Genomic DNA, 26,968 nt, shown 5'->3' with positions numbered 1-26,968 from the left:
CCACCGTCAGTCGAAACGGCGGTTGAACAACACATCGAAGCCCGACAGCGAACCGGTGCGCACCACCAACTGCCAGCGCCGCGAGACCTGCCACGTCACCTTCACGATACTCGCTGCACTGGTCAGGCTCTGTTCGTAGCCTAACGCGAAGCTGTCCGAGATCGCCTTGCCGACCTTCACGACCTGCTGGTCGTCGGGCAATCCGGCGTCGCTGGTGCCGATGCTGAACTCGTCGATCCCCAGATCCTGGATGACGCGCCGCCCGCCCGTGGCGCCAAGCAACGCGCTGGCCGCGCCCGCCATCGCCTGACGCTGGCCGAGGCCCGCACTTTCCGGCCCGTGACCGAACAGCAGCCACGACAGCTTCTCCTCGTCGGACACGTTCGGCTCCGACACGAGCGACACACGCAACTGCCGCACGGTGCCCGTGACCAGCACCCCGGCCGCGACTTCCTGATTGCGGCGCATGGCCTGAATGTAGACGTTGGGATTGTCGAGCGGGCCGACGAAGTTGATCTCGCCGCGCTCGATCGCGAGCTTGCGGTCGAACGCCTCATAGGTCCCCTCCGCCACCGTGATCGTGCCGGTCGCCCGCATCGGCGTCAGCGGCTCGCTTTGCAGGCGAACGCTACCGCGCAACAGCAGGTCGGCGCCACCGCCCTGGAAGCGGAAGTCGCGGCCCAGATTCAAGGCGAGGTCGATACGCGGCGAGAAGCGGCTCGCCGGCTTGTCACCGATACGCGCGGCTTCGTCGCGCGGATCGAGCGGCTTGGCACGCGCCTGCGCGCCGCCACGCACCACTACGACGTCGTCGCCCAGCCTCGGCGCGCTCGACGGCGGCAAGGCGAATCGCGCCCGGTCGACGGTGAAGCTGCCGTTCACGTTCATGGCGTCGCCGCCGCCCGTCGCCTTGGCCTCGCCACTCAAGGAGAGTTGCCGGTCGGGTGCCGCGAACAGTTGCAGCTTGTCGGCCGTGAGCGTGATGCCGAGCGTCGGCTCGGGGGTATCGAGCCGGATGTTGCCCGTGGCCCGCGCCGTGCCACCGCCACCGCCGGTCACGACGACATCGTTCAACACGATCTCGGTGGGGGTGAGCGCAATGCGCACCCGGCCGTCCTTTACGCTCACGCCGGTGTCGAACATCTGCACGGCGAGATCGTCGGCCGTCAGCTCGCCGGTCGGACGCGGCTTGGCCACCGTGCCCGCCAGCGTGACTTGCAGGTTCGCACGTCCCCGGAAGGAAAACTGCGCCCCCGCAATGTCCTCGAAACGCGACAGGTTCGGAACGACCACGGCGATGCGCCCGGACAGCGGTGCGTCATCGGGCACCGACGGCACCCCGTCTTGCACGCGAAGTCCGGTCTTCACGTCGGCGTCGAGCGTACCCACGAGCGACGACACGGCCTTGACCGTAGCGTTCGCCGACTGCCCCGACAGGTCGATACGCGTGCGCAACTCCGAGATGCCGAGCGCCACGCGCGCCCCTACGCCGCCCGTTTCTCCGGTGAGCCCGGGCATGCCGGTGATCGTCACCTTCACATGCTCGTCGATGCCGCCACGGCGCAACGTCACGTCGCCGCTGCGGCGAACGACTTCGATGAAACCATCGGCCCGCTGGCCGGCACGCACGTCCCACTTGCCGTCGAGCACGAGATTGCTCTCGACGGGCGACGATTCGCCGGTGTACGACTGCACCACGCGCAGCACCTGCGCGACGTCGAGTGTGTCGATGGCACCGGCCGTCTTGAGTTGCCCGTCGCCATAGTCGAGGTTCGTGAGCGACAACGCCCCGGCGCCGGTCACGAGTTTGGCCGCACCGAGATGCACGCGTTCGGCACTCGCCTCGACTTGCCACGGCGCCGCGAGCTTGAGCTTCGGCACGCCCGCGTTCTCGAGCGACTGAATGGTGCCGCGCCAGCCCGGCTTGCCACGCGTGTTGGTCACGGCACCGGCGGCGTCCAGATTCATGTCGAGCGGCGCCTGGCGCAGCTTGCCAGCGGCCTTCAGATGCAGCGTATGCGCGCCGCGCGTGCCTGCCAGCGCGAGCGAGAGGCGATCCAGACGTGCAATGCCGCTGGTGAAGCCGTTGCCGTCGAGCGTGACGTTCAGACGATCGCCGGCGGCGCCCGGCAAGCCGCCGCTCACGTCGACCTTGCCCGCCAGATGCTCGAGCTTCTGCGCCCCGAAGACGAGTTTGTCGGCGGCGAGCGTGGCCACCACGGCCGGTCGCTCGATCGTGCCCGACACCTGCCCGTCGAGTTGCAAACGCCCCGCGAGACCGAAACCGAGCTTGTCGAGCGACGGCGCATCGACGTTCACGGCCATCCGGTCGCCCGGCGCGCCGAAGCTGCCGCGCAACACCACCTTGTTGCCGGCGACGAGCAGATTGGCATCGCTCGGCAGCAGCCGCGTGCCCGCAAGACGCACGTTGCCCGCACCGCTCATCGGCAGGTCGGCATAGACACTGTCCTGCAACGCGAACTTGAGCGCGAGCCCGAATTCAGGCCGCAGCGTGCCTTGCGCGTCGAACTGCCCGGTGACGCTCGCCGTCGGCGTCTTCGCACCGCGCCTCGGCGGACCGTAAAGGTCGTACCACGCCGCAGGATCGAAGCGAGTGAGCTTGATTTGCGCGCGGTACGCGCCGGTATCACCGTTCTCAAGTACGCCAGTCGCCGCGACCTTGCCGTTACCCGCGTCGAGTGAGAGTGCATGGATCGTCGTGGCCTTCGCGTCCAGGCCGACATCGGCAGTCACGCGGCGCGACGCGTCGCGCCAGTCGAGAACGATGCGCTGGCCGGCGGCGTCGAGCTTGACGTCGAGCGGCCCGTTGAACTGTGTTGCCGGCAATTTGCCGTGCAACGCGCGCAAGTCGAGACCGCGCATCGTGAACGCAAAGCCGCCCACGGTGGCCTGCGCGCCGGTCCCTGCCTCGGGGGTTGCCGATGCCCCACCGTCGCCGCTTGCCACCGATGCCACCGAGGCCACCGAGGCCACCGAGGCCGCCGACGCCACGGGCGCTGCAGCGACTGCGGTGCCACCCGCTGCGATCGTCTCGCGACGCAACTCGCCGCTGCCGGTCAGCACAGCGCGACCGGCGAGCCTGAGCTCGATGCCGGTCAGCGCCTGACGCGTCGCGTCGAGCAGCACCTGTGTGCGCAGGCTCTCGACAGGCAGCGATCCTGCATCGATGCTGCCGGGTTTGGCGTTCGTCACCGAGACGGGCCCCAGCACGCGGAACGTCTTCGCCCCCGGCTCCGGACGCAGATCGGCCTGTACGGCGAGGTCGGCCTGCGGCGCGGAAGGCGCGAAGTCGCGCGGGTTCAGATGATCGAGCGCGATCTGCGCGCGCGACAACGGCACCGCCCCGAACGGCGACGCCGCAATGTGCGCGGTGCCGTTCAGCTTTTCGCCGCTGGCGGTCAGATCGACGACGAGCGCGTCGAGCGAGCCGGACAACTTCGCCGCCAGTGCCACGGGGATGTCGCCCGCCTTCGCCTGCAAGCCGACGTCCCCGCCCAGCGCGAACGGACGCTGACCGTTCAACTGCACGTTGGCCTGCCCCTCGCCATACGGCGTGCCGACATGCTCGATCCGGATCGTGTGCTGCGTGCCGTCGCTACGCGCGGCCACGCGGATGTCCTCCAGCACCAGCGCCGGCGCGTGCATCGTGAGCTTCGCCACGCGCACGTCGTCGAGCGTGAGGCCTAGCGGCAGCCGCAGGCTCGACGGCATCGTCGCAGGCTTGTTCGACGGCGGCGACGGCGCGAACGCCAGTTCGACGTCGCCCGCGTGGAGTTTGTCGACGGTGAAGTGCAACGGCCGCAAGCGCAGTCCCCAACGGCTCTCGAGATGGCTTACCGTGATGCGCGTCGCGCCGTCGAGATACTTCACGTCGTTGACGGTGAAGCCGTGCGCGAAGCTGCCGCTGCGCCAGTCGCCGGACAGTTTGCCGCCGAGCGTCGCGACGGCCGTCTGCCACAGCCAGCGGCTGCCGCGCTCGGTGGACATCGCCCAGAGCAATGCGCCGATCGCCAGCACGACGATCAGCAGCGCCGTGAACACCGCGCCGGCCAGCCAGCGGCTCCAGCGACGGCGCTGCGGCGGCGGGCTGCCCCCCGGCTCACCCGGACCACCCGATCCGGGTGGCGAAGGCGGCTGGCTTGCGCCGCGCGCCGAAGGGCCCTGCGCGCCGGGGTGCGTCATCGTCGGCTCTTGTCCTGCGTCGCGGGCGTCGGACGCCGCCATCGGACGGGTGACGGACATCGAAGTGTCGAGGGAGGTCGTCGTCATCAGAACGCCACCCCCAGCGAGATGGACGGACGGAAGCGCCGGTCCTGCACGCCGTAGCCGAGGTCGACATTCACGGGGCCGACCGGGCTGCGCCAGCGAAGACCGAAGCCCACGCCGTGATACAGCGGCGTGGGATGCTTGTAGTCATCGGTCGCCGTGCCGACATCCCAGAACACTGCCCCGCCCCATTCGCGCGTGACCCAGCGCTGGTATTCGAGGCTGGCCGTGCCGAGATATTTGGTCGGGAAGGTCGTACCGTTCTGCTGACGGCCGATGCTCTGGAACGTGTAGCCGCGAATCGACGACGTGCCGCCCGCGAAGAACAGCAGCGACGACGGAATGCGGTTGCTGTTCCCGTTCGTCAGTACCGCCCCCAGTTCGAGGCGCGCGAGTACGAGATCGCGCTGTCCCACCGGGAAGTACTGGCGGATACGGCCGTACAGCCGCGCGAAACTCTGATCGGTGAGCACGGGCTTGGCCGCGAAACCGATCTGCGTGTTGATGATGTTGCCCTTGCGCGGGAAGATCAGGTCGTCCACGTCGCGCCGGGTCCATGCGAAGGCGGGCACCAGTGCCTTGTTGACGAAGCGCGTACCGCCGTCGGGACGCTCGTCCGTGTGGTACCAGTCGAGCGTGTAGGCCCAGTCGTACCGGTCACGCGAGCGGGCCCGCTTGATGCCGATCTGCGCCGAGCGCTGATCCAGGCCGTTCAGGTCGGTGCGCTCGTATGACGCGCGCGCACTGTTGGTGTAGGCCGTGCTGTCCGGCGGCATCGCTATCTCCGCGTACCCGCCCTGACGGAACTGCTCCAGACGCGCCTGCGTGTCGAATGTCCATGCCCGACCGAACAGGTTGTAGTACGAATAGCGGCCGTTCACGCTGGCGCCGGTGTCGGTGGTGTAACCCACACCGCTTTGCACGCGCTGCGTCGGAAACTCGCGCACCTTCACTTCGACCGGGGCAAGCTCCGCCTTCTCGGGGTCTTCCGTCACCGAGATGATGACGTTCGAGAAATACGGCGTGGCCTGAATCTGGCGTTGCAGCTCCTGAATCCGATCGGCGTCGAACGGCTCGCCGACGTTCAGCGGGTTCACGTTGCGGATGATCTGCTCGGGATAGCGTCGCGTGCCGGTAATCACGAGCGGACCGAGCGTGAACGGCGGTCCGCTTTCATAGGTGGCGGCGAGCGAGGCGGCATGGTTGTCGGCGTCGATCACGGCGCGCGAAAAGCTCATCCTGGCCGCGTGGTAATGCTTCTGTCCGAGCTGGAACAGCGTGTCGTTCTTCGCCTTGTCCCAATCGGCCTGACGGAACGGCGCATCCACCGGCAATTCCCACGCGTTGTGCAACTGCTCGGCGCGCTGCGGCCACTGTTCGAGGATCGGGCCGGTGATCTTCACGTCGGTGTCTTTGATATGCGTGCGAGCCCCGGCGTCGACCGTCACGTGGACATCGCGCTTGCCGTTGATGGTGGCGACATCGATATGGGTAACCGGCGAAAAATAGCCTTCGGTCGACGTCAGTTCCTGCACCTGCGCACCCGCGGTCGCGATGAGGTGCTCGAATTGGGCGTCGCCAATATCGTCGCGCGTGGAGAAGCGCACGAGGTCGAGATTGTCCTTGAGAAGCTTGGCGAGGCCATTCGAGGCGTCGATCCGGACACGGTAGTCGGCCCGTGCGGGCATCGACAGCGAAAGGCCGCACGCGAGTGCGGCCAGAGCCACGAGCGTGGCGGGACGGGTGCGCAACGCACGCACACCGAAGCGACGGCAAACGTCGTTTCCGGGTTTGATCTGCGAGACGGTCAAAACCTTCCTTGGAGTCTTGGTCCGTCGGCCGGTGTCGCCAGCCAACGGCATACGGCTTATGGTGCCAATCGGTGCCCGGTTACACGATGCCATGCCTGCGTTGCGGCGTCACGCATCGTGCGCGGTGCGATGAGCCGTATTTGAACATATCCCCAACGCCGGTTCATCCGTATGTCCCAAAACCTGTGAAACCACCTGAATCGGTGAATCCGGATGCGTTTGCGGTAGAATCTGCGTCGATTGGCGCCGTTGCGACGGCGTCGCTTTTGCCTATTTTTTAAGCAATCCGACCATGTACGAGTCCGACATTACCCAATTCATCAAGCAATTGAAGGCCGAAAAGCCGACGCTGGAAGCGGAACAGCGCCAGGGCCGCGCCCTGCTGTGGGACAAGCAGCCGATCGATATGGACGAGCGCAGCCGCGCCCAACAATCGCGTGTGGCCCAGCAGCCGTACGTCTACCAAGGCGAGTAAGGCGCTGTTGTCCGCCCGCTCCGGCCGAGTCCTGCATTGAATCCGAGCACGCCCGACGACCCGTCGCATCAGTCCGAGCCGATCCCCGAGATCGCGCCGGTGTCTGAGCACGCGCCGGTATCCGGGGTGGCGTCTTCGGCAACGCCGCAGGACGATGCCGCACAAGGGCATGAGGCGTCCGCCCATCCGGCCGATGCCCACGATGCAGTAACGCCGGCCGCTCCCGCCGCGGCGGCGGAAGTCGCCGGGAGTCAGAAAAGCGCCGAGGGCACCGCTGCGGCAAAACCGCGCACCGCCACGGAGCTGCCCGCACCGCAAGACGGGCAGGACTCCACCCCGGACACGGTCGACGGCGTGGCGCGCGCGCGCCTTTACGGCGAGCCGCTCTTCGCGCTGCCGAACGATCTCTACATCCCGCCGGACGCCCTCGAGATCTTTCTCGAAGCCTTCGAAGGCCCGCTCGACTTGTTGCTGTATCTGATCCGCAAGCAGAACTTCAACGTGCTCGACATTCCGATGGCACAGGTCACGAAGCAGTATCTGCTGTACGTCGACCAGATTCGCCGGACAAATCTCGAACTCGCGTCCGAGTATCTGCTCATGGCGGCGATGCTCATCGAGATCAAGTCGCGCATGCTGCTGCCGGTCAAGAAGACCGACACCGGCGAGGAAGCCGAGGATCCGCGTGCCGAACTGGTGCGCCGCCTGCTCGAGTACGAGCAGATGAAACTCGCGGCGCAAAAGCTCGATACGCTACCGGTGCTCGGGCGCGATTTCCTGCGCTCGCAGGTTTATATCGAACAGAGCCTGCAGCCGCGCTTCCCCGATGTCGACGCCGAGGACCTGCGCGCTGCGTGGGCCGAAGTGCTGCGCCGGGCCAAGCTCGTACAGCATCACAAGATTTCGCGCGAAGAGCTGTCGGTGCGCGAACACATGAGTCAGATCCTGCGGCGCCTGCAAGGCGCGCGGTTCATGGAGTTCACCGAGTTGTTCGACGTCACGCGCGGCGTGCCGGTCGTGGTGGTCAACTTCATCGCCATGCTCGAACTTTCGCGCGAGTCGCTGCTGGAAATCACGCAGGCCGAGCCGTTCGCACCGATCTATGTGCGCCTGACCTATTCCCCCAACGCGTAAGGCCTGCCTGACTGCCTTACGCCACGAACGGAACCCCAATGAAAGTCATTCCCTCGATTCAGGAACTGCGCGACCAGATGCGCGGACAGAATCGCGTCGCCTTCGTGCCCACGATGGGCAATCTGCATGAAGGGCACCTGTCGCTCATGCGCCTGGCGCGCCAGCACGGCGATCCGGTCGTGGCCAGCATCTTCGTGAACCGCCTCCAATTCGGGCCGAACGAAGACTTCGACAAGTACCCGCGCACGATGGCCGACGACGTCGAGAAGCTCACGCGCGAGAATGTCTACGTGCTGTTCGCCCCCGACGAAAGGGAGATGTATCCGGAGCCGCAGGAATACCGCGTGGAACCGCCGCACGATCTGGGCGACATCCTCGAAGGCGAGTTCCGCCCGGGCTTCTTCAAGGGCGTGTGTACGGTCGTTACCAAGCTCTTCTCGTGCGTACAACCGCGCGTGGCCGTGTTCGGCAAAAAGGATTATCAGCAGTTGATGATCATTCGCAGCATGTGCCGTCAGTTTGCACTGCCCATCGAGATCATCGCCGCCGAGACGGTGCGCGCCGACGACGGCCTCGCGCTGTCCTCGCGTAACCGCTATCTGTCGGATGCCGAGCGCGCCGAAGCGCCGGAGCTGTATCGCCTGCTCAACCAGGTTCGCGACGAGGTGAATTCGGGCAAGACGGACTACGCGGCGCTCGAAGCGGCTGCGATGCAAACGCTCGTCGAGCGCGGCTGGAAGCCGGACTATGTGGCGATTCGCCAGCGCGCGAACCTGCGCGCACCGGCCCCGGGCGCGGCACCAGCCGAGAGCCTGGTCGTGCTCGCCGCGGCCAAGCTCGGCGCGACGCGTCTGATCGATAATCTGGAAATCTGAGCGCCGGGTGCGCGCCGCAGGGCTGCAAGGCCCGCGCCGCGTACCTGGCGCAAGTCGCGCCCGTATCGCCAACGGCGATAGCGAGCGCATCTTTTCGTCGCGCCGAGCGCGCGACACTGCAACACAAGAGGCAAGCCATGTACCGCACCATGCTCAAGTCGAAGATCCACCGCGCCACCGTGACGCATTGCGAATTGCATTACGAAGGCTCGTGTGCGATCGACGAGAACCTGCTCGAAGCCTCGGGCCTTGTCGAAAATGAGCAAATCGACATCTTCAACGTCAACAACGGCGAACGCTTCACCACCTACGCCATTCGTGGCGAGCGTGGAAGCGGCATGATCTCGCTGAACGGCGCCGCAGCCCGTCGCGCGCAACTGGGCGATATCGTGATCATCGTCTCGTACGCGCAGGTCGAAAACAAGGAAGTGCTCGCCGGCTTCAAGCCGCAGCTCGTGTTCGTCGACGAGAAGAACGTGCAGAAGGGCGAGCGCGATCACGTGCCGCTGCAAGCCTGGGAAGAAACGCGCGCGTTTGAAGCTGCCGCACAAACCGCCGCCAAGTAATACCGGCCACGGTGGACCGGCTTCAGGCCGATCCGCATGCCGCAGGCAATCACGACAAAGGGGCCCTCGGGCCCCTTTTGTCATGATGTTGCGACGAGACTTCCCCGCTGCCCCCCCTGCCCCCCTGCCCCCCTGCCCCGCCACCGGGGCCGGATCTCACTTGCCGACGAACGCCGTAATGCCGTCCCACTGGGGCAGATCGCGCTCGACACGCCCCGGCGCCACATCCCACAGCGTGAGCCCGTGCGCGGCGAGTTGCACATAGTTCTGCGTATTGCGCAGCATGCCGAGCACCGGCAGCCCGGCCTCCTCGCAGTACCGCGCCAACTGGTCGGCAGCACGCGTGCGCGCATCGACCCGCATGCCGACCACACCGATGCGCACATCGCCCTGACGCACGGCCTTCTCTTCCCCGAGCTTCTGCAGGAAATCGCGCGTGGCGAGGATATCGAAGATCGACGGCTGCAACGGCACCAGTACGTGGTCGGCCAGCTTGAGGATCGAGTCGAGACGCTTGCCGTGCAAGCCGGCCGGTGTGTCGAGCACCGCATGCGTGGTGCCCTTGGGCGGACGCGCGACTTCGTTGTGATCGACGTCCCATGTGACAATCGGGCGCACCTCACGCGGACGCAGCCCCAGCCAGGCCCGCGACGACTGCTGTCGGTCGGTGTCGCCAAGCATCACGGCGTGCCCTTGTGCGGCCAGAAACCCGGCCAGATTCGTCGCGAGCGTGCTCTTGCCCACGCCGCCCTTAGGATTCGCTACCACGATCACCGGCATTCTGGACTCCCCGAAATCGATTTTCCGCTCATCTTACAACGGCTCGATGGCGGGCCCATGACCCGCGATCCGTCACCATCGGACGCGATCCTCCGAGATTGTCCGGCGTCAGCGCAGGCAACCCCACACGCGAGGTAGATCGAGATGAGCCGCCAGCGAGTCGGCCAGCCGGTCGAGCGAGGCCTCGCGCAGCGCGTTGTAATCCTGCATTTCCAGATCGCGAGCGCCCGCCCAGCCCAGCAGCGCACCCAACGCCTCGGGCGTGTCGAACAAGCCGTGCAGGTACGTGCCCATGACCTGATCGTCGACGGAACGCGCGCCGTCGGGCACCTCGTCAGCCGGTGCGCGCGCTTCACCATCACCACCCTCACCCGCGCCGGCCTTCAGCCAGACCGCCGGACGGGCGAGCGCCGCCCCACGCGTCACGCCCATGTGAATCTCGTAGCCTTGCACCGGCGCATCGCCGGCGGTCAACCGTCCGGCGACCACACGCAGTTGCTTTTGCGTCGCCATCGTCGTCTCGATCTCCAGCCATCCAAGGCCGGTCGTGGTACCCGCCTCGCCTTCGAGCCCGTGCGGATCGTGAATCGCGGAACCCAGCATCTGCAAACCGCCGCAGATCCCCAGTACCTTGCCGCCATAACGCAGATGCCGGGCGATCGCCGGTTCCCATCCCTGCGCCCGCAGCCACGCCAGATCGGCGCGCACATGCTTGCTGCCGGGCAGGATCACGAGATCGCTCGCCGGCCACGGCTCGCCCGTGCCGACGTAGCGGAAATCGACCTGCGGATGGGCTCGCAGCGCATCGAAATCGGTGTGATTGCTGATGCGTGGCAGCGCCGGCACCGCCACCCGCAGACGGGTTTCGCCACTGGCCGCGCGATGGCGCTCGCCGGGCAACATGTCCTCCCCGTCCAGATGCAGCCCGTGCAGATAGGGCAGCACGCCGAGGACCGGAATGCCGGTACGCGATTCAACCCATTCGAGGCCGCTCGTCAGCAGCGACGGATCGCCGCGAAAGCGGTTGATGACGAAGCCCTTGATGCGCGCACGCTCGCTCTCCGACAGGCACGCGAGTGTGCCGACCAGTTGCGCGAACACGCCGCCGCGATCGATGTCGGCCACGAGCAGCACTGGTGCGTCGACCGCCTCCGCAAAGCCCATGTTCGCAATGTCGCGCGCCCGCAGATTCACTTCGGCCGGACTGCCGGCGCCTTCGACCAGCACGGCGTCGTAGCCGCTGCGCAAGCGCTCGTAAGCGGCCAGCACCGCCGCCATCGCGCGGGGTTTGTACTCGTGATACGCGCGAGCGTCGAGATCGGCTACGACCTTGCCGCCGATGATGACCTGCGCGCCCCGATCGCTGCTCGGTTTGAGCAGCACGGGATTGAAGTCGGTGTGCGGTGCGACGCCCGCCGCCTGCGCCTGCAAGGCCTGCGCGCGGCCGATCTCGCCGCCGTCGGCGGTCACGGCGCTATTGAGCGCCATGTTCTGCGGCTTGAACGGCGCAACGCGCACGCCGTCGCGATGCAGCAGGCGGCACAGTCCCGCGACCAGCGTGCTCTTGCCCGCGTCCGACGACGTGCCCTGAATCATCAGGGTGCCGCGGCGCGTGCACGGCGTCGCATCGAAATTGACAGGGATTTCACTCATGACGCGAATTATCGCATCGGGCACTCGTACAATATCGCCCATGAGTGCCATCGACCTGACCTTCGTGCTGGGCGGCGCGCGCTCCGGCAAGAGCGCGTTCGCCGAGCGCCTCGCCGGAGACTGCGGCCTGCCGGTGACTTATCTCGCCACGGCGGCCGTGAGCGATGAGCCCGAGATGCGCGCACGCATTGCGCACCATCGCGCGAGCCGTCCTGCGCACTGGCCGACGCACGAGGTCGGCCGGGATCTCGCGGGCGCGTTGCGCGACGTGGCGCGAGACGGGCAATGCGTGCTGGTCGACTGTCTGCCGCTGTGGCTCGCCGGCTGGCTGTGCCCGCCCGACGACCATCCCGACGGCCCGGCCAGCGACGCGCAATGGCACGATGTGGTCGAGTCGCTTGCCGAGACACTCGCCGCGTTACCGGGCAAGACCGTCGTCGTCAGCAATGAAATCGGGCTCGGCGTGATCCCGATGGGTTCGCTCACGCGCCGTTATGTCGACGAACTCGGACGTCTGAACCAGCGTGTCGCCGCGCTGGCCCCGCAAGTGCGCTTTGTCGTCGCCGGCCTGCCGCTGGCGGTCAAAGGATAATCGCCGATGCTCACCGGCCTCGCTCCCGAATCGCTCTGGCTCGCTGCCCTGATTGGCGTGCTGCTCGACGCCTGGCTCGGCGAGCCGCGGCGCTGGCATCCGCTCGTCGGTTTCGGCTACATCGCCAATGGGGTGGAAGCCTGGCTCAACGAGCCTGCCACGCGCGACAAGCCCTTCAGCGCGATGACGCGCGGGATGTGGGCATGGACGATCATGCTGTTGCTGCCCGTGCTGATTGCGTGGGCGCTGACGTTCCTGCCGGGCTGGGGCGGCGTGCTGTGGCAGGCGCTGGCCCTGTACGCCGCACTGGGTGCGCGCAGCCTGCGAGACCATGTGATGCCCATCGCCCGAGCGCTGCGTGACGGCGACCTCACGCAAGCCCGCGCGCTCACCGCACGCATCGTCTCGCGCGATACGGAGGACGCGAGCGCATCGGATCTCGCCCGCGCAGCCGTGGAGTCGACGCTGGAGAACGGCAACGACGCCATCTTCGGCGCGCTTTTCTGGTTCGCCATTGCGGGCGCGCCAGGCGTGGTGCTGTTCCGGCTCGCGAATACGCTCGATGCCATGTGGGGTTATCGCACCGACAAGTTTCTGTATTTCGGACGTCCGGCCGCGCGCATCGACGACGTCCTGAACTGGATTCCGGCACGGCTGACGGCGGCGAGTTACGCCATCTTCGGCGACGTGGCGCGTGCCATCGACTGTTGGCGCACGCAGGCCAGCGCGTGGTCCAGCCCGAACGCCGGGCCCGTGATGGCTGCGGGCGCAGGCAGCCTCGGTGTGCAACTGGGCGGCCCCGCGCGCTATCACGGCGAATGGGAAACGCGACCGGCACTGGGCTGCGGCATGGAGCCGTCGGCCAAACACATCAAGGCTGCGTGGCGGCTCATCTCCCGCGCCATGTGGATGTGGCTCATCGTGAGCGGCGCGCTCGCGCTCTTCGCCGCGTCGCAGGCCGACTCGATGCCCATCAGTGTGGTGTAAAGGCAATGGCTTCAATGGCTTCAATGGCTTCAATGGCAGCAAACGATGGCTTCGCATCAACGTCATCGCCCCCATCAGACGGTTCGCCTCTCGTGCCACGCCACGGCGGCAACCTCGGTGAGGCGATCCTCCGGTATCAGCGCCCTCGCGAAGACTGGCTCGATCTGTCCACCGGCATCAATCCGTGCGGCTATCCGGTACCGATGCCGCCCGCCAGCGCCTGGCGAGACCTGCCCGACGCCTTCGACGACCTGCGCGACGTTGCTGCGGCGTACTACGGCGTTGCCTCGCAGACCGTGGTGCCGTGTGCGGGCTCGCAGGCCGTCATTCGCACGTTGCCGACTTTGCTGAAGCCCGGGCGCGTTGCCGTCGCGACATTGACCTACAGCGAGTACGCGCCCGCGTTTGCGCGCGCCGGGCATACGCTCGTTCCCTGGGCCGGGCCGGAAGCCGGCATGCCCGACGTCGACTATCTCGTTTGGGTGAATCCCGATAATCCGACGACGCGACACGTAGCGCGCGAAACCCTCTCACGATGGCAAGGGCAACTGGCGGAACGCGGGGGGGTGTTGATCGTCGACGAAGCGTTCGCGGACGCGTTGGCCGACCCTGCGGCAGCGTCGATGACGTCGAACGTTGGCGAGGACGGGCTGGTCGTGCTGCGCTCCGTCGGGAAATTCTTCGGACTGGCGGGCATTCGTGCGGGATTCGCCTTGTGCCCGCCGGCCCTGGCAACGCGCCTGGCCGTATCGCTCGGCGCGTGGACGGTCAGCGGACCGGCACGGTTCGCCGTCCGAACCGCGTTGCGCGATACGGCGTGGCAAACGGCCACGCGTCAACGTTTGTTGCAGGAGGGAGCGCGGCTTCTGAAACTGCTGCGGGATCATGGCTGGCCCGCCGTCGGCACCCCGCTCTTCGCCTGGACGCCGCACGCAAGTACGCCCCAATGGCACGCGCAGTTGGCCTCGCTAGGGGTCTGGACTCGCTTGTTCGACGCCCGTCCCATCCCGCTTGTCACGGACATCGCGCGGCCCGGTGACGGCGCGCAGGCCACGCCTAGCCTGCGTCTCGGACTTCCCGCTACGGAATCCGAATGGCAACGCTTGCAGACCGCGCTCGGCACCTTGCGCAACACCTGACAGGGCCAAACACCGTTTTGGGGAACTGCCCAGGACCGCAGCCATCCAATTTTCCCGTTATGCTTCCCTTTAGGGTGCGACAGGTTGCGACGCGTCGAGGCGGTGACCCAGTTGGCTTACACCGTATTATTTGACGCGTGTTGCCACCCTTTTCGTTACAAATTGAAGCATTTCTGCAACAAATGCACACAGTCATCGCCTTAGGGCGCCGTTAGACTGAAGGTTCTTTCGCAAGGGCTTTCCCAAGATAAAAGGACGACCAAATGAAAAAACTGCCTCTGTTGCTTGCTACGCTTCTGACCGCCGCTGTTGTGACGGTGGGTTGCTCGAAGAAGGAAGATCAATCGGCCGCGCCGGCCGCCGACACGTCGGCATCGGCACCGGCAGCTGCCCCGGCGGATAACGCCCCGGCCAGCGACGCCAACGGCGCCATGAGCGCACCGGCATCGGAACCGGCGGCAGACGCCCCGGCCCCGGCCTCCAACTAACGCTGCAGAAAGACGCGCACGGCACTGCCGCGGACTGCGTTCAGTCATGCGGTGTACCGTGTCTCCCAGTGTCGAATTCAGGCTCCAGTAACGTGCCGACACTGTCCGAAATCGCCTGATGCATGCGTTAGCGACCGCGCCCCCTGAACTCTCCGGAGTCAGGGGGCGCGGTTGTTTCTGGGGCCTGCCTTGTGCGATTACCTCACCACCGTCACGCCGCCGTCGATCACGCCGTAGGCTTCCACTTTCCCGGTCCCGGTCGAACGGCTGCCAGTTTCCGAGCCGCCCGGTGCGGCACATGCCCCGAGCATCGTCGCCAGCACCAGTGCCAGCGCCCCGATCGTTCCAATATTTCGCATCGCGTCTTCGACTCCTCTACGCTTGAACTCCCGCGCTCACGGCCCGGGGAATCTTCGATTGAACCCGTGACGTCGACGGACAATGCCGTTCGGAGGTCACGTCACGCTTCGTTCGACAGCATCGGCGCGCTATCGGTTCGCGGGCGGAATGCGCGGAAACCTTGTCCGGATGGCATAACCCACTGACAATGACGCGTCCGCAGACGCGGCGGTCCTGCGCCTGCGCCGTCCAACACCCACATCACTACCTCGATGTCGCTCACCCCGTTCGCCCCGCGCAACCGCTTTGTCCTGCGACGCCCGTGCCGTCAACTGCTGGCGGCTTTCGCGACCTGTGCAGCCGTGTTGGCGACGCACGCCGCCCACGCCGCCGTCACCGTCAAGGACGACACCGGTGCCACCGTCACCCTGCCTGCCCCCGCGCAACGCGTGGTAAGCCTGTCGCCTCATGCCACCGAGCTGCTGTTCGCCGCTGGTGCCGGCGACAAGGTTGTGGGCGTGGTCGCCTACTCCGACTATCCCGAGGCGGCGCGCAAGTTACCGCGCGTCGGCGACAACAGCGCCCTGGACCTGGAGCGCATTCTCGCGCTCAAACCCGACCTGATCGTCGTGTGGATGCACGGCAACTCGCAACGACAGGTCGAAGCCCTGCGCCAGTTGAAGCTGCCGGTGTTTTACTCGGAACCGAAACATCTGACCGATCTGCCTGCGGCGATCGAGACGCTGGGCACCCTGATGGGCACGCCCGTGAAAGCGCAGGCGTCGGCAGAAGCCTTCCGCGCCCGCTACGAAGCGCTGCGCAAGCAATTCGCATCGCGCCCGCCGGTGCCCGTCTTCTATCAGGTGTGGACGCAGCCGCTGATGACGCTCAACGGCACGCACATGGTGAGCGACGTGATCCGCCTTTGCGGCGGCGTGAATGTCTTTGCCGACGAACCGGCGCTCGTGCCGCGCGTGTCCGTCGAAGCCGTGCTCGCGAAGCAGCCGGAGGCCATGTTCACCGCAACGCCGGGCGCGACGAAGTCCGACAAGCCGCTCGCCACGCTCGATAGCTGGCGCAAGTGGCCGCAGTTGCCCGCTGTGGCGCACAACAACCTGTTCGGCATCGACGGCGATCTCATCAATCGTCCCAGCCCTCGCATTCTCGACGGCGCGCGCACGATGTGCGAGGACCTCGATATCGCGCGCTCGCGCCGCACGTCGTCGACAAAGTAACGTTCCGGGCGGGGATCGGACGAACGCAGCGCCGGCGCTCCGGGAATCCGGGGCCGCCTGCCTGCCTACGCGTTCCAGCGGATCAGTCGCGCGTAGCCGTCGTCGGCAACGTGAAGCTGGCAGATGGCGCCGAAATCGAGCGTCCATGACAGGCACGCGGTCGTGGGCAGTCGCAATGCGGTGGCCGCATGCAGACGAATCGGTCCGGCGTGCGTGACGGCCACATGCACGGCGTCACTCCCGCTGGCGCTGCGGCGCAACTCGCTCGCCCACGCGTCCATCCGCAAGACAACATCGCGCGCCGACTCGCCGCCCGGGGCCGCAAATCCGGCCACGTCGCGCGCCCACGCATCGAGATCGTGACGGTCGATGCCAGACCACGGCTGCATTTCCCACGCCCCGAAGTCCATCTCGGCCAGACGCTCGTCTTCCGTCACACCGACGCCGAATGCCGTCGCCAACACGCCCGCCGCCTCGCGCGCTCGCTGCAACTGGCTGCTGTGGATCGCGGTGGGGGTGCGCCCGTCGAGCAGATGCACGAGACGCGCACGCATCGACGCGACCGTTGCATCGAAGCGTGCCGCATCCACCGCCAGATCGGTCCGGCCGTAGCAAAGCGCCGCCGACACGTCGGGGGGCGGATGCCGCAACAGGATCAGATCCATGCACACACCGTGAGATACAACGCGAGTTCACCGAGTTGTTGTGCGAAGCCCAGCGTGTCGCCGGTATAGCCCCCCAATCGCCTGCGCAAATAGCGAATGAACGCCGCTCGTAGCGCCACCAGCACCACTGCACCGGTCACGCCGGCGCGCCAGTCCGGCCAGACCCACCACGGCACGCTGCACAGCACGCCGAACATCAACCCGCCGAGACTCAGACGCTGCGCGATCGGTTTCGCCTTGCCCTCGGCACGCACGTAATCGAGCGAGCGCAGCAGGCTGATCGCCATGTTGCGGCTCGCGGCGTGCGCGCCGATCAGGACGACGGCAAAACCGCCCCATCCCACCGCCGCCTGAATGTCGACGAGCGCCTGCCATTTGACGGCGAGCGCCAGCCACAACGCGACAGCACCGTAGGTGCCGATGCGCGAGTCGTGCATGATCTCCAGCACACGCTCACGAGCGAACGCCCCACCGAAGGCGTCGACGGAATCCGCGAGGCCGTCTTCATGAAACGCCCCGGTGAGCAGCACGCTCGCCGCGAGCCCCAGCGCGATGGCCAGGCGCGGCGACCACAGCAAGCCCATCGCGACCGTCAACAATGCGACGAGCGCGCCGACGAATACGCCGACGAGCGTGAAATAGCGTGTCGCGGCGTTCAGTTGTTCCGGCGAATAGCCGACCCACTGCGGAATCGGCACGCGCGTGAAGAATCCGAGCGCGGTGAGGAACAGCCGCCATTGTTCCCGAATTCCCCCGAACGACGCGTGCGCCGGTGGCGTCTGCGCCACGAGGTCGCGCGACGATTCACGCGAGGCTTCGCGGGAATCCTGCGACGGATCGGGGAAAGGTCCTGTCATTGCCCGTCGGCCTCACGGTCGCTCACGCCGGCGCCTTCAAACGTTGCCATCTCGCGCAGGAACGCGGCCGCTGCCTGGACAACCGGCATCGCGAGCGCGGCGCCGGTGCCCTCGCCCAGACGCAAACCGAGTTGCAGCAACGGTTGTGCACCCAGCACGTCGAGCATGGCACGATGACCGGTTTCGTCAGACGCGTGGGCAAACACGCAGTAATCGAGCACTGCCGGTGCCACGCGCGCCGCCACCAGCAGTGCCGACGTGCTGATGAAGCCATCGACCACGATGACGACTCCCAGCTTCGCGGCCGCGAGATACGCGCCCGTCATCATCGCGATCTCGAAGCCGCCGAACGTGGCGAGTGTCTCGAGCGGATCGGGGACGTCGCCGGCCAACGGGTGCGCCGCCAGCGCGCGTTCGAGCACGGCGGTCTTGCGCGCCAGACCGGCGTCGTCCACGCCGGTGCCGCGCCCCACGCACGCCGCAAGCGGCAGGCCCGTGAGGCGTTGCATCAGGCACGCCGCCGACGACGTGTTACCGATCCCCATCTCACCGAAGCCGATCATGCGCGTGCCGCGTGCCGCGTGCGTCACCACGCGTGCGGCCCCGGCAGTCAGCGCCGTCTCGAGCTGTTCCCGGGTCATGGCGGGCGCATCGAGGAAGTTCTGCGTGCCGCGCGCCACGGGAATATCGACCAGCGACGCATGCGTGGGGAAATCAGCAGCGACACCCGCGTTCACGACCTCCATCTCGATGTTCTGCGCACGGCAAAACACATTGATGGCGGCGCCGCCACGCAGGAAGTTGAGCACCATCTGCGCAGTCACCGCCTGCGGATACGGACTCACGCCCGCCGCCACGACGCCGTGATCGCCCGCGAACACGAGCATGGCCGCACGCGTGAGCTCAGGCGTTGCGCGCTGTTGAATCCGGCCGACCTGCAGTGCCACACGCTCCAGCGCGCCGAGACTGCCGGGCGGCTTCGTCTTGATGTCGATGGCGTGCTGCAGGGCGGCGTCCATCGCCGTGGACGGCGCGGCGATGTCGAACAGATCGGTGAGCAAAGGGCTGAAAGCGGTCATACGTAAGGACTTCCTGAAACGGTGATGCTGAAATTACATTTCGACGCCGGGCTGCGCGCGAATGCCGTCGGCAAACGCGTGCTTGACCGGTGTCATGTCGGTCACGGTGTTGGCCGCGTCGATGAGCGCCTGCGGCGCGCCACGACCGGTGATGACCACGTGCTGCATCTCGGGGCGTGCCTGCAGATCGGCGATCACCGTGTCGACGTCGAGATAGCCGAGCTTGAGCGCGATGTTGAGTTCGTCGAACAGCACGAGGCCGAACGACGGATCGCGCAACATGCGGCGCGCCTGCTCCCACGCGGCTTCCGCCTTGGCGATATCGCGCGTCCGGTCCTGCGTCTCCCACGTGTAGCCCTCGCCCATCACATGGAACTCGCACTCGTCGGGGAAGCGGCGCAGGAATTTTTCCTCGCCCGTGGGAATCGCGCCTTTGATGAACTGCACGACGCCCGTCTTCATGCCGTGGCCCATCGCGCGCACGACCATGCCGAATCCCGAGCTCGATTTGCCCTTGCCGTTGCCGGTCGTGATCACGATCACGCCGCAGTCGCGCTGCGCCTGCGCGATCTTGTCGTCGACCACGGCCTTCTTGCGCACCATGCGATTGCGATGGCGCTCGTTGCGGCCGGCGTCATCAGGGGTATCGGAAGCGTCAGCGGACGATGGGGAGGTCTCTTGCGTCATGGGCGGCACCTGTCGGAACTTGTCGAAAGCGTGCGTGCGACACGGGTCGTCGCACGCGGATGTGAGTGTACGCCGGGTGGCGCGGGCACGGCGAGGCGTTCATCCGCGCGAACCCGGCAGACGCACCGGCACGAGGGCTTCGTCGTCGCCATCGCGAATGAGCCGTAGCGGATAGCCGAAGGCGTCGCTGCAATGCTCGGCCGACAGCACGTCGCGCACGGGGCCGGCGCGCCATCCGCCACGGCCGTCGAGCAGCAAGGCGTGCGTGGCGAAGCGTCGCGCGAGATTCAGATCGTGGCAGGAGAAGACGACCGCCGCATCGTCGCGAGACGCATGGCCGGCCAGCAATTCGAGGGCGTCGATCTGGTGATGCAGGTCGAGGTGCGAGACGGGCTCGTCGAGCAACAGCAACGGCGTTGCCTGCGCCAGCACCGCGGCCAGCGAGACGCGCTGGCGCTCGCCACCGGAGAGCGTGGTCACGTCGCGCTCGGCGAAGTCCGCCAGACCGACCTGCGAAAGCGCCTGCCTCGCGATGTCGATGTCGTCGTCCGACTCCCACGCGCCCCAGCGTCCTGCGGCGAGGTACGGATGACGTCCGGCGAGTACGACTTCGAGCGCGGTCGCACCGAAGGCGTCTCTGGCCTGCTGTGGCATGAGCGCACGCACCTTGGCCAGCGGCGCCGGACGCCATTGCGCCAGCGGCTTGCCGCCGATGTCGACGCGCCCGCTCGCGGCGAGCGTGGCGTCGCGTTGCGGTTTTCCGTCGAGCGTGCGCAACCCGGCGAGCGTGCCGAGCAACGTGGTCTTGCCCGCGCCGTTGGGACCGGCGAGACACCAGCACTCGCCCGGCGCAACGCTCAGGTCGAGCCAGTCGACCAGCACGCGCTCACCCGCATGCAGCGTCAGCGCGTGCGTTTGGAGTAGCGGTGCGCTCGTCGCAACGTTCACCGGGAAATTCGTGGGATGGCTCATCGGATCGCCCTGCGCGAGAGCAGCCAGAGGAAGACCGGCACACCGATCATGGCGGTGATGACACCCACGGGCAGTTGCGTCGGCGCGATGATCGTGCGGGCGATCAGATCGGCTGCCATCAGCAACGCGCCGCCTGCGAGCGCGGCCGCCGGAAGCAACATGCGTTGGTCGTTGCCGAAGCGCAGCCGCAGGATATGCGGCACGACGAGGCCGACGAAGCCGATGCTTCCCCCGGTGGTCACCGAGACCGCCGTGGCCAGCGACGCAGCCAGGTAGATGCGCGCACGCAGCGGGCCGACGGCCACGCCGACGGCCTGTGCCACGGCGTCGCCGCGCAGCAGCACGTTCAGGCGATGGGCGACGGGGCAAACGATGAGCAGCGCCACGGCGAGTGCCGCGAGCGGCAACGCCGCCCGGTCGACACCGTTCAGGTCGCCCGTGAGCCAGAACAGCATGCCACGCAGGCTGGCGTCTGGTGCGAGGGTAAGAATGAGGGTGGCGAGTGCGCCGAAGCCGGCCGCCATCATCACGCCGGTGAGCAGGAGTTTGGTGCTGCTGTCCTGATCGCCGGGACGCAGGAAGCTGCGGTGCGAGAGGGCCATCACAATGGCAATGGCGGCCAGTGCGCCGAGGAAAGCGCTTGTCTGCACCCAGAAGAACGGCAGCATGAGCGCGAGTGCGCCCAGTGCGGCCACGCCCGCCCCGCCGGAGATGCCGAGCACGTAGGGGTCGGCCAGCGGGTTGCGCAGCAACGTCTGCATGAGCGTGCCGGCCACGGCGAGCAGGCCGCCGCACGCGAATGCCGCAAGCGCACGCGGCAGGCGCAGGCGCCAGACCACGTCGCCCGCGAGGCCGGCGTCGTGGCCGAGTACGAGCGTGCCGATCTCACGCAGCGAGACCGGCACGCTCCCCAGCATGAGCGACGCCACGAGAATGACCAGCGCAATGCCGGCCAGTCCCGTCCAGATGACGAGGGCGCGGCGCAACGTCATGCGTCGCTACGCCGTGCAACGCCCGCAGGCGTGTCGTCAGAACTGCTTCCAGCCGAGCGAGACGTAAATTGCCCGTCCGAGGGTGTTGTAGCCATAGACCGTCTGGTAGTTCTTGTTGAAAACGTTGTCCAGGTGCGCCGAGACGTACCACGATTTGTCGATATCGTAGCGCGCCTGCAGGTTCACGAGCGTATAGGCGCCGAGATGCTGGCCGCCCGTATCGTAACGCTCGCCGCTGTAGAACACGTCGCCGCCCACCGTGTACTTGCCGAGAAACTTCTGGGACAGGCCGATCGAGGCGTATTGCTTCGCTCGGCGTGCCAGTACCTTGTTCGCATCGAGATCGGTCGGGTTCTGACGCGTGAACGACGCATGCACGTCGGTGCCCGTCCACTGGATCTTGCCCTGGTACGTCAGCTCGAGGCCTTCGACGCGGGCATTCGCCACGTTCGCGGCCGTGAACGGATACACGGGCAGCGACTGGATCAGGTTCGTGTAGCTGGTGCGGAACAGCGCCAGCTTGGCCAGGCCAAAGTGCTCGTCGTAGAACTGCACGGCGAGTTCCTTCGAGATCGAACGCTCCGGCTGCAGGTTCGGATCGCCATAGCCCGGATAGAACAACTCGTTGAAGGTCGGTGCGCGGAAGCCATCAGACGCATTGGCCATCAGCTTCCACTGATTCGTCAGGCGATAACCGTAACCGACCCAGTAGCTGTTCGCGCCGCCGAAGTCGGAGTAGATGTCGCGGCGCACGGTGGCCTGAACCTCGTGCTTTTGCGCAATCACGCCTTCGTAGCCGACATAGAACGAGTCGAGGTGGCGGTTGTTGCGGTTGTAGACCGAGCTGCTCTCGACCGTTTGTTCCTGACGCGTGTAACCGGCAATCAGCTTGTGATCCGGCATGAAGGCGTATTCGTTGGCCCAGTCGATCTGGTTGGTCGACGTGTGGAAGTTGCCGTTGCCATTGCCGTTCAGGTAGTTGTAGCTGTAGTCATCGCCCTGCGTGACAGTGAAGCGCGTATTCCACTTGTCGGTAATGTTGCCCTTGGCATAGGCGGAGATCTGACGCACGCGGGCATCGGTGTCGTTCAGGTCGGTCGGCTTGCCGTAGGCGTTGTCGTAGCTGGTGCTGCCGTCGCTCTGGAACAGGCGCGCGCCGACTTCCCACGTATCGCCCAGCTTGCGCGAGAGCGAGGCGCTCACGCTCGTGTTGTCGTCGCCGTTACGATTCGGGTTGACCTTGGGGAAGAAGCGCGGGTCCTGCGCCGAAATGCCATTCGTGTGAAAGCGCGAGACGTCGAGCGAGAAACGCGTCTTGCCCTCGTCGAACGAACCGGCGATACCGGCGTTGGCCTGCGTCGTGTTGTTCGTGCCGTAGCCGATTTCCGCGTAGGCACGGGGCGGACCGCCATCGCCCTTGCGCGTGAAGATCTGGATCACGCCGCCCACGGCTTGCGAGCCGTACAGGGCGGACACGTTACCGCGCACGATTTCGATGTGGTCGATTTGCGACACGGGGATCTGCGCGATGTTGGTCGTCCCGCTGGTGGCCGAGTTCACGGGCACGCCATCGATGAGCACCAGCGACGAGTTCGACGCCGCGCCGCGCATGAAGATGCTGGCCGACGTGCCGAAGCCGCCGTTCTGCACGATTTCCACACCGGCCTGACCGCGCAGCAGCGTCGGCAGGTCCTGCGCCTGGCTGGCTTCGATCTGCGCGCGCGTGATGACGGACGTGGACGCCAGCGTGTCCGCAAGCTTTTGCTCGGTACGCGAGGCTGTCACGACGGTCGTGTTGAGCGCAGCATCGTTCGACTGCGCTTGCGCGCCGACACTCGCGGCCAGCATGGCAGCAGCCAGCGCGACATGCGCAAGACGGCTCGGAGCGGAAACAAAGGCGGCAGGTGCCGAAGCGGGACGTGCAAAAGCAGGCGCGTGCAGCGCCATCGCGCGATCGTGGGAGCGCATGGTCTGGTGTGACTTCCGTAGTTTTCTTATTGCCCAGGCCCGTTCCCCCGCGGGCCGCCGGCGCAAGGGGAGCGCCGAAAACACGTCACGAATGCAAGGCATCGACACATGAAAACGACGAATGCCGCCAACGGCTACGCCGGGCGGCATGGGCTTTCCCCACTCACTTGCGGCCGGTATCCGGGCTGGTCATCATGGCGCCTGACCGGCCTTCCCGCGAGCGGATGGCTCACAGTGGCAATGGAGGCGAAGCGCGTTTTCGGAAACCTTTGTGACCGAAAGGATGACTTACCGTTGCGGGGGCAGCACAGGTTGGCCAGCCCGTGTGGGGACGCGGCTCCCTGTTTCCCGTTTAACTGCGCATGCCGGGGGGGCGTGCGCGAGCACCGAAGTGCCGCAAGTGTAGGGGCCATTCGAATGAGCGTCAATGCTCGTTCTTCGGGCGTTGGCCGCCGATTCCGTTAGAATGTAGGGCAATCAAGAGGACGCAGCCCGATGCTCACCGATCTCGACAATCTCACCGACAAAATTGAACAGTTGGTTGTGATCAGCCAACGTTTTCATCAACACAATCAGGCTCTGCTCGCCGAGCTCGACCGCGCGCGCGCGGAATGCGACGACACGCGCACTGCCATCGAGCAGTTGCGCGCCGAACGCGACGCCCTGCGACTGCAGCGCGACCAGCTCGCCGCCAAGATCGACGAGGCACAGGTTCGCCTGAATGCCATCCTGGAAAAACTCCCGAGCCAGAACCCCACTGAAGGGCAGATGGATCTTCTCGGCACCCCCGGTGGAGAACACGCATGACGATCAAGCAGCTCGAAGTCAATATCCTGGAACAGTCCTATCGCCTGGCCTGCCCCCCGGAGCACGAAGCCGATCTGCTCGCTTCGGTGTCGCGTGTCGACGCCGAGATGAGCAAGGTTCGCGCCCAGAGCAGCGTGCGCGGCACCGACCGGATTGCCGTCATGGCAGCCCTGAGCCTGGCATCCGAATTGCTTGCCCTGGAAAAAAGTATTGCTGCAGGACAAGCATTCCCTGCCGAAGAAATTCAGAGTAGAATTCAACACATGGACGAACGACTGAGCGCAGTGATCGATCAGTATCAAAGCTGAACAACACAAGCCACCGTTCGATTCAAAAGGTTAGTTTTCCCTGCCTGGTTCGCGAAAGTCATAGATTCCTTGAACCAATGCTCTGTTGCAGGTTGCGGAAGTTTGTAGTGCTGGCGTGAGCGTCACTCTGTCTGATGAACCCAAAGCGCTACTAACCGCGACCACCTTGAACCTCACGGTTCAGGATGCCGGCTTAGCGGCTGAGGCGGGGACCCAATACACGGCACTGCGTACGCAGTGCCGTTTTTTTTCCTGCTTTTCGTTCGTTGCGACCGCAAGGACGATAATTCCATCACCCAATGAAAATGGCGGCCCGCAGGCCGCCATCGTTTTTTCGGCGGGCGCGTGGCCCGACCGGTCCGATCAGAACTGCGATTCGTTCAGCGACAGCGCCGAATCCGCGCCTTCCGTGATCGACTGCGCCAGGCCCGGGGCTTGCGTGAGAATGTGATCGGCAAAAAAGCGTGCCGTGCCAATCTTGGCGTCGTAGAACGGCGGATCCTGATCGCGCAGCTTCTGCGCCGCAAGCAACGAACGTCCCATCTGCCAGCCACCGAGCACGATGCCGGCAAGCTTCAGATACGGCACGCTGCCGGCGAACACACCATTCACGTTGTCCTGGGCATTGGCGACCACGTAGTCGACGACGATCGACAGCGCCTCACGCCCCTTGGCCAGACGCTCCGCCACGACTTGTCCCACGCCGCCGGCCGCACGCAGTTCGTTTTCCGTCGCCATGATCTGCTCGCACAGCGCCTGGGCCACGGCACCGCCGTCACGCAGCGTTTTGCGGCCGATCAGGTCGTTCGCCTGAATCGCGGTCGTGCCTTCGTAGATCGGAAGAATGCGCGCGTCGCGATAGTACTGCGCCGCCCCCGTCTCTTCGATGAAGCCCATGCCGCCATGCACCTGCACGCCGAGGCTCGTGACCTCCAGCGACATCTCGGTGCTCCATCCCTTCACGATCGGCACCAGGAACTCATAGACAGCCTGTGCGCGCTTGCGCTCGGCTGCGTCGCTCGCGTGATGGCCGATATCGGCCTGCGCGGCAGCGACATACGCGAGCGAGCGCGCACCTTCGGTCAGCGCGCGCATCGTCATGAGCATGCGCTTGACGTCGGGGTGATGAATGATCGATACGGCTTCGCGCGACGTCCCGTCCACCGGACGGCTTTGCAGGCGATCACGTGCGTACGCCACCGCGTGCTGATAGGCACGCTCGGCCACGGCCACGCCCTGCATGCCGACGGCGAAACGCGCGGCGTTCATCATGATGAACATGTACTCGAGGCCGCGATTCTCTTCACCGATCAGGTAGCCCGTTGCGCCACCGTTATCGCCGAATTGCAGCACCGCCGTCGGGCTGGCCTTGATCCCGAGCTTGTGTTCGATGGACACGCAATGCACGTCGTTACGCGCGCCGAGTTTGCCTTCGGCGTCGACGTTGAACTTCGGCACGATGAACAGCGAAATGCCCTTCACGCCCGGCGGCGCATCGGGGGTGCGTGCGAGCACGAGGTGGACGATGTTCTCGGCCATGTCGTGTTCACCGAACGTGATGAAGATCTTCGTACCGAAAATGCGATAGGTGCCGTCGGCTTCGCGTTCCGCACGCGTGCGGACCAGCGCGAGGTCGGAGCCGGCCTGCGGCTCCGTCAGATTCATCGTGCCGGTCCATTCGCCGGAGAGCAGCTTCGGCACGTACAGTGCGCGCTGCGCGTCGGAGCCTGCCGTGAGCAGAGCCTCGACCGCACCGTCGGTCAGCAGCGGGCACAGCGCGAACGACAGGTTCGCGGCATTGAGCATTTCCGTGCACGGCGTGGCCACGAGCTTGGGCAAGCCCTGACCGCCGAATTCCTGCGGATGCACCACGCCTTGCCAGCCCGCTTCGGAGAACTGACGAAACGCTTCCTTGAAGCCCGGCGTGGTGGTCACGACACCGTCTTTCCACGTGCTCGGTTGCTGATCGCCAATGACGTTCAACGGTGCGAGCACTGCCTGATTGAAACGCGCCGCTTCTTCGATGACTGCCTGTGCGAGTTCGGGAGAAGCCTCTTCATAGCCGGGCAGCTTCGAGATGCTCGTCAGGTCCGCCAGTTCGTTCATGACGAACTGCATGTCCTTGATCGGGGCCTGATAACTCATGTCGTTCCTCCAAGGGATTCCGATTGCCTGCTGAGGGTGGCGAATGCCGGGATTCTTGTTGTTCTGTTTGACCGATTCGCATGAAGACGCCCCGCCATCGCTGGCCTGCCTCCGCATGCGGATCGGC

General features: G+C 66.0%; 24 protein-coding genes, 1 other RNA gene and 1 riboswitch. Of the genes, 12 read left to right on the top strand and 13 right to left on the bottom strand.

The window, feature by feature from the left end:
- Nucleotides 1-6: 6 nt before the first annotated feature.
- Both ABWO90_RS02910 and ABWO90_RS02905 read right to left on the bottom strand, forming a co-directional pair.
- On the bottom strand, nucleotides 7-4,290 hold the full coding sequence (locus ABWO90_RS02910; protein WP_353189701.1) for a translocation/assembly module TamB domain-containing protein: 4,284 nt from the start codon (nucleotides 4,288-4,290) through the stop codon (nucleotides 7-9).
- Nucleotides 4,290-6,098: an autotransporter assembly complex protein TamA gene (locus tag ABWO90_RS02905; RefSeq protein WP_353189700.1), complete on the bottom strand. Its 1,809-nt coding sequence runs from the start codon at nucleotides 6,096-6,098 to the stop codon at nucleotides 4,290-4,292. The genes ABWO90_RS02910 and ABWO90_RS02905 overlap by 1 nt, the downstream gene beginning before the upstream one ends.
- 292 nt (nucleotides 6,099-6,390) lie before the next feature.
- Here ABWO90_RS02905 and ABWO90_RS02900 point away from each other — a divergent pair, with 292 nt between their 5' ends.
- The 4 genes from ABWO90_RS02900 to panD all read left to right on the top strand — a co-directional run bounded on the left by ABWO90_RS02900 (nucleotide 6,391) and on the right by panD (nucleotide 9,148).
- The gene (locus ABWO90_RS02900; RefSeq protein ID WP_353189699.1) at nucleotides 6,391-6,573 is read left to right on the top strand and encodes a DUF3460 family protein; all 183 of its coding nucleotides are present in this window, start codon (nucleotides 6,391-6,393) and stop codon (nucleotides 6,571-6,573) included.
- 303 nt (nucleotides 6,574-6,876) lie between these two features.
- Nucleotides 6,877-7,707 carry a segregation and condensation protein A gene (locus ABWO90_RS02895; protein WP_353189924.1) on the top strand — a complete coding sequence of 277 codons (831 nt, stop codon included), beginning with the start codon at nucleotides 6,877-6,879 and terminating at the stop codon, nucleotides 7,705-7,707.
- A gap of 38 nt (nucleotides 7,708-7,745) precedes the next feature.
- Complete coding sequence (panC, locus tag ABWO90_RS02890) at nucleotides 7,746-8,582, top strand: pantoate--beta-alanine ligase (RefSeq protein WP_353189698.1); 837 nt, start codon at nucleotides 7,746-7,748, stop codon at nucleotides 8,580-8,582.
- A 137-nt stretch (nucleotides 8,583-8,719) separates the two neighbouring features.
- Nucleotides 8,720-9,148, top strand: a complete 429-nt coding sequence (gene panD / locus ABWO90_RS02885) for an aspartate 1-decarboxylase (protein WP_353189697.1) — start codon at nucleotides 8,720-8,722, stop codon at nucleotides 9,146-9,148.
- 156 nt (nucleotides 9,149-9,304) lie between these two features.
- On the opposite strand, the gene ABWO90_RS02880 is transcribed toward panD, so the two are convergent.
- A complete protein-coding gene (locus tag ABWO90_RS02880) occupies nucleotides 9,305-9,928 on the bottom strand; it encodes a nucleotide-binding protein (RefSeq protein ID WP_353189696.1) in 624 nt (207 codons plus the stop codon).
- Between the two features lie 108 nt (nucleotides 9,929-10,036).
- Entirely contained in the window at nucleotides 10,037-11,581 is a 1,545-nt protein-coding gene (locus ABWO90_RS02875) for a cobyric acid synthase (RefSeq protein WP_353189695.1), read from the bottom strand.
- 40 nt (nucleotides 11,582-11,621) lie between these two features.
- Between ABWO90_RS02875 and cobU the strand changes: the two genes are divergently transcribed.
- The 4 genes from cobU (at nucleotide 11,622) to ABWO90_RS02855 (ending at nucleotide 14,787) form a co-directional block, all read left to right on the top strand.
- The gene (gene cobU, locus ABWO90_RS02870) at nucleotides 11,622-12,173 is read left to right on the top strand and encodes a bifunctional adenosylcobinamide kinase/adenosylcobinamide-phosphate guanylyltransferase (protein WP_353189694.1); all 552 of its coding nucleotides are present in this window, start codon (nucleotides 11,622-11,624) and stop codon (nucleotides 12,171-12,173) included.
- Nucleotides 12,174-12,179: 6 nt separating this feature from the next.
- Nucleotides 12,180-13,160 (top strand): adenosylcobinamide-phosphate synthase CbiB, encoded by a 981-nt coding sequence (gene cbiB, locus ABWO90_RS02865; RefSeq protein WP_353189693.1) that lies wholly within the window; start codon nucleotides 12,180-12,182, stop codon nucleotides 13,158-13,160.
- Between the two features lie 92 nt (nucleotides 13,161-13,252).
- Nucleotides 13,253-14,299, top strand: coding sequence for a threonine-phosphate decarboxylase CobD (gene cobD / locus ABWO90_RS02860; RefSeq protein WP_353189692.1), 1,047 nt, complete (start codon nucleotides 13,253-13,255; stop codon nucleotides 14,297-14,299).
- A 263-nt stretch (nucleotides 14,300-14,562) separates the two neighbouring features.
- On the top strand, nucleotides 14,563-14,787 hold the full coding sequence (locus tag ABWO90_RS02855) for a hypothetical protein (RefSeq protein WP_353189691.1): 225 nt from the start codon (nucleotides 14,563-14,565) through the stop codon (nucleotides 14,785-14,787).
- Between the two features lie 197 nt (nucleotides 14,788-14,984).
- On the opposite strand, the gene ABWO90_RS02850 is transcribed toward ABWO90_RS02855, so the two are convergent.
- On the bottom strand, nucleotides 14,985-15,146 hold the full coding sequence (locus ABWO90_RS02850; RefSeq protein WP_353189690.1) for a hypothetical protein: 162 nt from the start codon (nucleotides 15,144-15,146) through the stop codon (nucleotides 14,985-14,987).
- Nucleotides 15,147-15,398: 252 nt separating this feature from the next.
- On the opposite strand from ABWO90_RS02850, the gene ABWO90_RS02845 reads away from it, so the two are divergent.
- Nucleotides 15,399-16,361 carry a cobalamin-binding protein gene (locus tag ABWO90_RS02845; protein ID WP_353189689.1) on the top strand — a complete coding sequence of 321 codons (963 nt, stop codon included), beginning with the start codon at nucleotides 15,399-15,401 and terminating at the stop codon, nucleotides 16,359-16,361.
- 65 nt (nucleotides 16,362-16,426) lie between these two features.
- Here ABWO90_RS02845 and ABWO90_RS02840 read toward each other — a convergent pair whose 3' ends face one another.
- From ABWO90_RS02840 to ABWO90_RS02810, 7 genes are all read right to left on the bottom strand, one after another.
- Entirely contained in the window at nucleotides 16,427-17,026 is a 600-nt protein-coding gene (locus tag ABWO90_RS02840) for a histidine phosphatase family protein (protein WP_353189688.1), read from the bottom strand.
- Complete coding sequence (locus ABWO90_RS02835; RefSeq protein WP_353189687.1) at nucleotides 17,017-17,883, bottom strand: adenosylcobinamide-GDP ribazoletransferase; 867 nt, start codon at nucleotides 17,881-17,883, stop codon at nucleotides 17,017-17,019. The genes ABWO90_RS02840 and ABWO90_RS02835 overlap by 10 nt, the downstream gene beginning before the upstream one ends.
- Nucleotides 17,880-18,962: a nicotinate-nucleotide--dimethylbenzimidazole phosphoribosyltransferase gene (gene cobT, locus ABWO90_RS02830; RefSeq protein WP_353189686.1), complete on the bottom strand. Its 1,083-nt coding sequence runs from the start codon at nucleotides 18,960-18,962 to the stop codon at nucleotides 17,880-17,882. The genes ABWO90_RS02835 and cobT overlap by 4 nt, the downstream gene beginning before the upstream one ends.
- A 33-nt stretch (nucleotides 18,963-18,995) precedes the next feature.
- Complete coding sequence (cobO, locus tag ABWO90_RS02825; RefSeq protein ID WP_353189685.1) at nucleotides 18,996-19,649, bottom strand: cob(I)yrinic acid a,c-diamide adenosyltransferase; 654 nt, start codon at nucleotides 19,647-19,649, stop codon at nucleotides 18,996-18,998.
- A gap of 99 nt (nucleotides 19,650-19,748) precedes the next feature.
- Complete coding sequence (locus tag ABWO90_RS02820) at nucleotides 19,749-20,621, bottom strand: ABC transporter ATP-binding protein (RefSeq protein WP_353189684.1); 873 nt, start codon at nucleotides 20,619-20,621, stop codon at nucleotides 19,749-19,751.
- Nucleotides 20,618-21,613 carry a FecCD family ABC transporter permease gene (locus ABWO90_RS02815; RefSeq protein WP_353189683.1) on the bottom strand — a complete coding sequence of 332 codons (996 nt, stop codon included), beginning with the start codon at nucleotides 21,611-21,613 and terminating at the stop codon, nucleotides 20,618-20,620. Before ABWO90_RS02815 ends, ABWO90_RS02820 begins: the two co-directional genes overlap by 4 nt.
- Before the next feature lie 36 nt (nucleotides 21,614-21,649).
- Entirely contained in the window at nucleotides 21,650-23,581 is a 1,932-nt protein-coding gene (locus ABWO90_RS02810; RefSeq protein WP_353189682.1) for a TonB-dependent receptor plug domain-containing protein, read from the bottom strand.
- 154 nt (nucleotides 23,582-23,735) lie between these two features.
- Nucleotides 23,736-23,987, bottom strand: a riboswitch (cobalamin riboswitch).
- An 89-nt stretch (nucleotides 23,988-24,076) separates the two neighbouring features.
- On the opposite strand from ABWO90_RS02810, the gene ABWO90_RS02805 reads away from it, so the two are divergent.
- The 3 genes from ABWO90_RS02805 (at nucleotide 24,077) to ssrS (ending at nucleotide 24,912) form a co-directional block, all read left to right on the top strand.
- Nucleotides 24,077-24,388 (top strand): ATPase, encoded by a 312-nt coding sequence (locus tag ABWO90_RS02805; protein ID WP_353189681.1) that lies wholly within the window; start codon nucleotides 24,077-24,079, stop codon nucleotides 24,386-24,388.
- Nucleotides 24,385-24,696, top strand: coding sequence for a cell division protein ZapA (locus ABWO90_RS02800; RefSeq protein WP_353189680.1), 312 nt, complete (start codon nucleotides 24,385-24,387; stop codon nucleotides 24,694-24,696). The genes ABWO90_RS02805 and ABWO90_RS02800 overlap by 4 nt, the downstream gene beginning before the upstream one ends.
- A 34-nt stretch (nucleotides 24,697-24,730) precedes the next feature.
- Nucleotides 24,731-24,912: non-coding RNA, 6S RNA (gene ssrS / locus ABWO90_RS02795), on the top strand.
- A gap of 147 nt (nucleotides 24,913-25,059) precedes the next feature.
- On the opposite strand, the gene ABWO90_RS02790 is transcribed toward ssrS, so the two are convergent.
- Nucleotides 25,060-26,841 carry an acyl-CoA dehydrogenase gene (locus tag ABWO90_RS02790; RefSeq protein ID WP_353189679.1) on the bottom strand — a complete coding sequence of 594 codons (1,782 nt, stop codon included), beginning with the start codon at nucleotides 26,839-26,841 and terminating at the stop codon, nucleotides 25,060-25,062.
- Between the last annotated feature and the right edge of the window lie 127 nt (nucleotides 26,842-26,968).

The organism is Pandoraea pnomenusa, assembly GCF_040391475.1.
GTDB lineage: Bacteria > Pseudomonadota > Gammaproteobacteria > Burkholderiales > Burkholderiaceae > Pandoraea > Pandoraea pnomenusa_C.
This window is presented reverse-complemented; position numbering and strand designations above follow the sequence as displayed.

What these genes read in the sequence shown, in the direction of transcription:
- ABWO90_RS02910 (WP_353189701.1), bottom strand. Translation starts at nt 4,290, where the DNA reads ATGACGACGACCTCCCTCGACACTTCGATGTCCGTCACCCGTCCGATG.
- ABWO90_RS02900 (WP_353189699.1), top strand. Translation starts at nt 6,391, where the DNA reads ATGTACGAGTCCGACATTACCCAATTCATCAAGCAATTGAAGGCCGAA.
- panC (WP_353189698.1), top strand. Translation starts at nt 7,746, where the DNA reads ATGAAAGTCATTCCCTCGATTCAGGAACTGCGCGACCAGATGCGCGGA.
- panD (WP_353189697.1), top strand. Translation starts at nt 8,720, where the DNA reads ATGTACCGCACCATGCTCAAGTCGAAGATCCACCGCGCCACCGTGACG.
- ABWO90_RS02880 (WP_353189696.1), bottom strand. Translation starts at nt 9,928, where the DNA reads ATGCCGGTGATCGTGGTAGCGAATCCTAAGGGCGGCGTGGGCAAGAGC.
- ABWO90_RS02875 (WP_353189695.1), bottom strand. Translation starts at nt 11,581, where the DNA reads ATGAGTGAAATCCCTGTCAATTTCGATGCGACGCCGTGCACGCGCCGC.
- cobU (WP_353189694.1), top strand. Translation starts at nt 11,622, where the DNA reads ATGAGTGCCATCGACCTGACCTTCGTGCTGGGCGGCGCGCGCTCCGGC.
- cbiB (WP_353189693.1), top strand. Translation starts at nt 12,180, where the DNA reads ATGCTCACCGGCCTCGCTCCCGAATCGCTCTGGCTCGCTGCCCTGATT.
- ABWO90_RS02855 (WP_353189691.1), top strand. Translation starts at nt 14,563, where the DNA reads ATGAAAAAACTGCCTCTGTTGCTTGCTACGCTTCTGACCGCCGCTGTT.
- ABWO90_RS02850 (WP_353189690.1), bottom strand. Translation starts at nt 15,146, where the DNA reads ATGCGAAATATTGGAACGATCGGGGCGCTGGCACTGGTGCTGGCGACG.
- ABWO90_RS02845 (WP_353189689.1), top strand. Translation starts at nt 15,399, where the DNA reads ATGTCGCTCACCCCGTTCGCCCCGCGCAACCGCTTTGTCCTGCGACGC.
- ABWO90_RS02840 (WP_353189688.1), bottom strand. Translation starts at nt 17,026, where the DNA reads ATGGATCTGATCCTGTTGCGGCATCCGCCCCCCGACGTGTCGGCGGCG.
- ABWO90_RS02835 (WP_353189687.1), bottom strand. Translation starts at nt 17,883, where the DNA reads ATGACAGGACCTTTCCCCGATCCGTCGCAGGATTCCCGCGAAGCCTCG.
- cobT (WP_353189686.1), bottom strand. Translation starts at nt 18,962, where the DNA reads ATGACCGCTTTCAGCCCTTTGCTCACCGATCTGTTCGACATCGCCGCG.
- cobO (WP_353189685.1), bottom strand. Translation starts at nt 19,649, where the DNA reads ATGACGCAAGAGACCTCCCCATCGTCCGCTGACGCTTCCGATACCCCT.
- ABWO90_RS02820 (WP_353189684.1), bottom strand. Translation starts at nt 20,621, where the DNA reads ATGAGCCATCCCACGAATTTCCCGGTGAACGTTGCGACGAGCGCACCG.
- ABWO90_RS02815 (WP_353189683.1), bottom strand. Translation starts at nt 21,613, where the DNA reads ATGACGTTGCGCCGCGCCCTCGTCATCTGGACGGGACTGGCCGGCATT.
- ABWO90_RS02810 (WP_353189682.1), bottom strand. Translation starts at nt 23,581, where the DNA reads ATGCGCTCCCACGATCGCGCGATGGCGCTGCACGCGCCTGCTTTTGCA.
- ABWO90_RS02805 (WP_353189681.1), top strand. Translation starts at nt 24,077, where the DNA reads ATGCTCACCGATCTCGACAATCTCACCGACAAAATTGAACAGTTGGTT.
- ABWO90_RS02800 (WP_353189680.1), top strand. Translation starts at nt 24,385, where the DNA reads ATGACGATCAAGCAGCTCGAAGTCAATATCCTGGAACAGTCCTATCGC.
- ABWO90_RS02790 (WP_353189679.1), bottom strand. Translation starts at nt 26,841, where the DNA reads ATGAGTTATCAGGCCCCGATCAAGGACATGCAGTTCGTCATGAACGAA.